At 61.2% G+C, this 4,538-nt stretch carries 4 protein-coding genes; 3 read left to right on the top strand and 1 reads right to left on the bottom strand.

Features of this window, described 5'->3' with window-relative positions; genetic code table 11:
• Both NBV68_RS18010 and NBV68_RS18015 read left to right on the top strand, forming a co-directional pair.
• Positions 1 to 1,145 (top strand): conjugal transfer protein TraH (locus NBV68_RS18010; protein WP_296312587.1); only part of this gene is annotated, 1,145 nt, incomplete at its 5' end.
• A 45-nt stretch (positions 1,146 to 1,190) separates the two neighbouring features.
• A complete protein-coding gene (locus NBV68_RS18015; RefSeq protein ID WP_296312590.1) occupies positions 1,191 to 3,893 on the top strand; it encodes a conjugal transfer protein TraG N-terminal domain-containing protein in 2,703 nt (900 codons plus the stop codon).
• Positions 3,894 to 3,896: 3 nt separating this feature from the next.
• Here NBV68_RS18015 and NBV68_RS18020 read toward each other — a convergent pair whose 3' ends face one another.
• Entirely contained in the window at positions 3,897 to 4,127 is a 231-nt protein-coding gene (locus NBV68_RS18020; RefSeq protein ID WP_296312592.1) for a hypothetical protein, read from the bottom strand.
• Positions 4,128 to 4,346: 219 nt separating this feature from the next.
• Here NBV68_RS18020 and NBV68_RS18025 point away from each other — a divergent pair.
• Positions 4,347 to 4,538: hypothetical protein (locus NBV68_RS18025; RefSeq protein WP_296312594.1), on the top strand; the 192-nt coding region annotated here is incomplete at its 3' end.

The following is a 4,538-nucleotide window of genomic DNA, read 5'->3' on the forward strand; positions in this document are numbered from 1 at the left end:
AGATCGTGGCGATGATGAAGGCGGTGGCCAACAACGCGGTCGGGTTCGCCTTCAGCCTCGCGATCGACACTGTCTGCCCCGAGTGCTCGAAAATCATGCAGGAGTTTGCCCAAAAGGCCCAACTGATGAACAACCTCAACATCAACTCCTGCGAGATGGCGCAGGGGCTGGTGGGCGGGATCTGGCCGAAGGGCGACCTCGCGGACAAGGCGATCTGTGAGGCGATCGGGAACTCGGAAGGCATCTTCACCGATTATGCCGCGGCCAAACATGGCTGCGGCACCAGGGGCCAGCGGGCGAGCACGACTGCGCAGGGGTCCGGCAAGTATGACGACGTCAATCCGGGCGTCGCCCGAAACTATACCTGGACGATCCTCAAGAAGTCGGCGTTCTTCTCACCTGGCGGCAACTTCGACCGCGAACTCGCTGAATATGCGATGACGCTGCTCGGCACGATCATCTACATCCCCCCCACCGACGATCAGCCGGGCAAGTTCGTGCCGATCGCAGGCGATGCCTCCTCGACCTTGGTCACCTCGCTGCTCGACGGCGCACCGGGTGCGGGTGGCGGCAGCAATGTGCTCATCTACGACTGCGACGAGCCCGACAAATGCCTCGATCCCGGCTTCAAGCCATTGAGCCTTTCGGCATCCAAGGCGCTTCGGCCGCGCGTATCCGCGCTCATCGCCGGGATGGTGGACGCGATCCGCGAGGACACGCCGATCACCGAGGCGCAGAAAGAACTGCTGCAGGTTGCTTCGATCCCGCTCTACAAGATCCTCACCGTTCAGGCGGCCTATGGCCGCGGCATGCCGACCGATGACCGCGAGACCCTCGCCGAGATCGCCAGCGTCGATCTGTTGTTCGCGGTGCTCGACCGGATCGTGAGTGAATCCGGCCGCTCGATGTCCAGCTTCATCGGCGCGGACGATGCCAAGATCGCGATGTGGCAGGGACAGGTGAATGTCGTGCGGCAGGCGCTCGCAGACCGGCAGGCCAACACGCACCTCAAGGTCGGGGCGATCATGCAGATCATCGAGAAGACCGCCTTCATCGAGAATGTGCTCGCCGCCTCGATGTCGCCCGGCATGTCGGCTTCGCTCGACTGGTCGCGCGGCGTGCAGTCGCGCGCGCTCTCCCAATAATCCCCACACCCAGCCGCAAGGCCGCCTCGCGAGGAGCGCAGCACCATGGTCGAGATTTTCACGGTTGGCGGCGGCGATTACCTCGTCAACGTCTTTCAGGCGGTGGCAGCCTGGACCGGCGATGGCGGATACAAGAGCCTGCTGCAGGTTGTCATGGTCATGGGCCTTGCCCTGTCGGCGATCACGCTGGCATTCAATCAGGACTGGCGTGCCTGGATCAACTGGTTCCTTGGCGCGACGCTGATCTATTCGTGCCTGATGGTGCCGCGGCTTGATGTGCGCGTCACCGACCGGATCAACCCAGGTCTTGCACCAGCCACGGTCAGCAATGTGCCGCTCGGCCTTGCGCTGATGGCGAGCTTTACCAGCCAGGTCGGCGACTACCTCACGGGCTCAGCCGAGGTCGTGTTCGCCCTGCCCGGCGATCTCAACTACTCGAAGAACGGAATGATCTACGGCGCGCGGCTCTATGACGCGACGCGCTCGCTGCGCATCTCCGACCCGGAATTTGCCGCCAATCTCGATGAGCATTTCCGGCAATGCGTTTTCTACGACGTGCTGCTCGGCCGCTACTCGATGAAGGAACTTGCCGAGAGCGGCGACATCTGGTCGACGATCGCGCCGGGCAGTCAGGCGCGGGCGCAGCGCTTTCTCACCCGTGATGTTGGCTCGGGCGCGGTGACCGCGAACATCGTCACCTGCCGCGAAGCCTATGGCGCGCTCAATGGCCAGTGGGCGAGCCTCGTCGACAGCATGGGGACGGTGTTCGGACGTCAGCTCTATCCCAACCAGACGGCGACGCTCGCCAAGGCCAAGCTGTTTGCCGACCTTCCGGTTGCGTACCAGTACCTGACAGGGGTTTCGTCGAGCGCGACCGATATCTTCAAGCAGACGCTCACCATCAATGCGATGAGCCAGGCAATGCATTCGATGTCGGCGAGCAGCGGGGCTGGCAACGTCGATGTCTATGCCCAGACCCGCGCAGACATTCAGACCGAGCGAACCTATGGCTCGATTGCCAGCAACGCGATGAAGTGGGTGCCGCTGCTCAATATCGTGCTGACCGTGCTGTTCTACGCGCTGTTCCCCGTGCTCTTCCCCCTGTTCCTGATTCCGAAGACCGGACCGATGGCATTGAAGGGTTACATCACCGGCTTCTTCTACCTTTCCGCGTGGGGTCCGCTGTTCGTGATCCTCCACATGATGCTGATGGTCAAAGGATCGGCCGATATGACGGCGGCTACCGGCGCGAACGGCATCAGCCTTGCCAGCTTCACCGGCATGGCCGACGTCAACAGCGATATCGGCCTTCTGGCCGGCTATCTCATAGCTTCGGTGCCGTTCCTTGCAGGCGGCGTGGCCAAGGGAGCGATGGCGATCTCGCATCATGCGACAAGCTACCTCAATCCGAGCCAGAACGCGGCCGAGGAGGCCGCGCGCGAGGCGAGCACGGGCAATGTCTCGCTCGGCAACACCAGTTTCGAAAACTCGAGCGTGCTCACCCGCCAGTTCGCGCAAGGAACGGTGGCGCCGAGCTTCACCTATGGCGCGCCGCAGACGCGCACGGTCAGCGACAGCGGCTCGGTGACAACTAGCTTTGGGGAGGCAAGCTACGATCAGCTTCCGAATTCGAGCTATCCCTTCACACCGACGCTGGGCCAGGAATTCACCTCAAGGCTCTCGACCATGGCGTCGCAGGCTCGTGCCAACAGCGAGAGCTATGCCAACGTAGCCGCGGAATCCACCAGCAGTGCGTTGAGCAGGTTCCGCGAGCTCAGGGAGCAGTTCAGCAAGGGCAATTCCTTCGAGAGCGCCAGCGGCACCTCGAACTCGGACAGCATCCAGACCGCTTTCAGCGAAGTCGATCAGGCTTCAACCAATCTGCAGCGGCAGTTCGGGCTTTCGCGCAGAGCGGCTGATGACATAACCGTTTCTTGGTTCCTGAATGGAGAGGCTGGCGCGAGCGCCGGTCTCACAAATGGAGTCGCATCGGCGAAGATTGGAGCCAAAGGTGGTCGGAACCAATCGTGGACGGACAGTGATGTGGGTATCGCTTCGGAGGACCGTTCGCGGATCTTCGGTAGCCTTTCCCAGATGTCGGATAGCCGAAACTGGTCGAGCGCTCGCGACGGGTTCGTCCGCTCGGTGAGCACGTCGTCAAGCTCTTCGACCTCGAGCACCGCGAGCGGACTGAATGCCTCTCTGACAGAAGCGCAAAGCTACACGGTAGAGGCACGCCGGGCTGAGGAGCTTGCCAATCGTCTCGAAAGCCAAGCGTCGTTCTTCGAAGGCGACAGTGCAGCTGGCAATCTCAACCTGTCGCAAGCATATCGAGACTGGGGCTTGGCAGAGATCGAAGGCAATCGCGACTTCTACGGCAACGCGCGGTTCGACGACATCGCTTTCCAGCTGAGCCCGGACGGCCAGGCACTGCAGGGCAAATTCATTGAAAGCTACTCCGAGCAACTTCGCGACGGCATCGAAGATCGCCTTGTTTTACCCGCTGGACAGTCCATTTCTCGCCCATCGATATCTGGTCCAGGCTCCGTGCGCGGGCGCGCGCAAATCGGCGGGGGAGTATCAGCGGACGTCCCCAAGGTGGAGACAGTTACCATCAACGATGAGGTGCAGCGCGCTCAGGCTGGCGGTCGCCAGAAGATAGAAGGACCGAGATCGCGCTTGGAAGCTATCACTAAGGGCGCCAAGGGGGCGAGTGCGGAGGCCGCAGACGATGTGAAGGAGTGGTAGCGATCAGGCCTTGATGAGGTCCCAGTAAACAACGAAGGCAGCAAAAAGAACCAAGATGGTCATGCAAGCGATGGTCAATGCCCGCGACCACGGATCGGACCAGGCTTTCCTAACTCGATACGCCGTAAGACGATTTTCGCTCAGGGCCTGATCAATCTCGGACAGCCCCTCCCACTTGCGGGTTTCGCGAGCCTTCTCAGCATCGATGTCGAAATTGGTCATGATGGCATTCATCCCGTTTCTCCTTGGAACATAGAGGAAACACTCGGGCGGGGCTAGGCAAAATCGACCAGCACCCATACGTGCCCGTCAACTCCGAGCTCTCTCTTCTCCTTACGACGACCACGGATTGGGGAGGCAAAGTGAACCGAGTTGTTCCTACACAGCCAAGTGAGGACCTTCGTTTACCGATTGCCGCCCTCTAGCTCTCGTGACTACAAGGACTTGATGGCAATGGGGCAGGACAGAATCGAAGCGTTCATCGCCGAATGGCGCGAAACGGGTGGGTCCGAACTCGCCAACACGCAATCTTTCATCCACGGCTTGGCCAATCTCCTAGGTGTCGACCCGCCCCGCGGGGCCAAGGCCGATGACGTGCACAACGACTACGTCTTCGAGCGCCGCGTCTTTCAGGACAATGGCGAC

The organism is Erythrobacter sp. (assembly GCF_023653175.1).
Taxonomy (GTDB): domain Bacteria; phylum Pseudomonadota; class Alphaproteobacteria; order Sphingomonadales; family Sphingomonadaceae; genus Erythrobacter.

Bases quoted from the DNA above. Each gene is read 5' to 3' on its own strand.
- NBV68_RS18015 (WP_296312590.1), top strand. From the start codon at position 1,191: ATGGTCGAGATTTTCACGGTTGGCGGCGGCGATTACCTCGTCAACGTC.
- NBV68_RS18020 (WP_296312592.1), bottom strand. From the start codon at position 4,127: ATGAATGCCATCATGACCAATTTCGACATCGATGCTGAGAAGGCTCGC.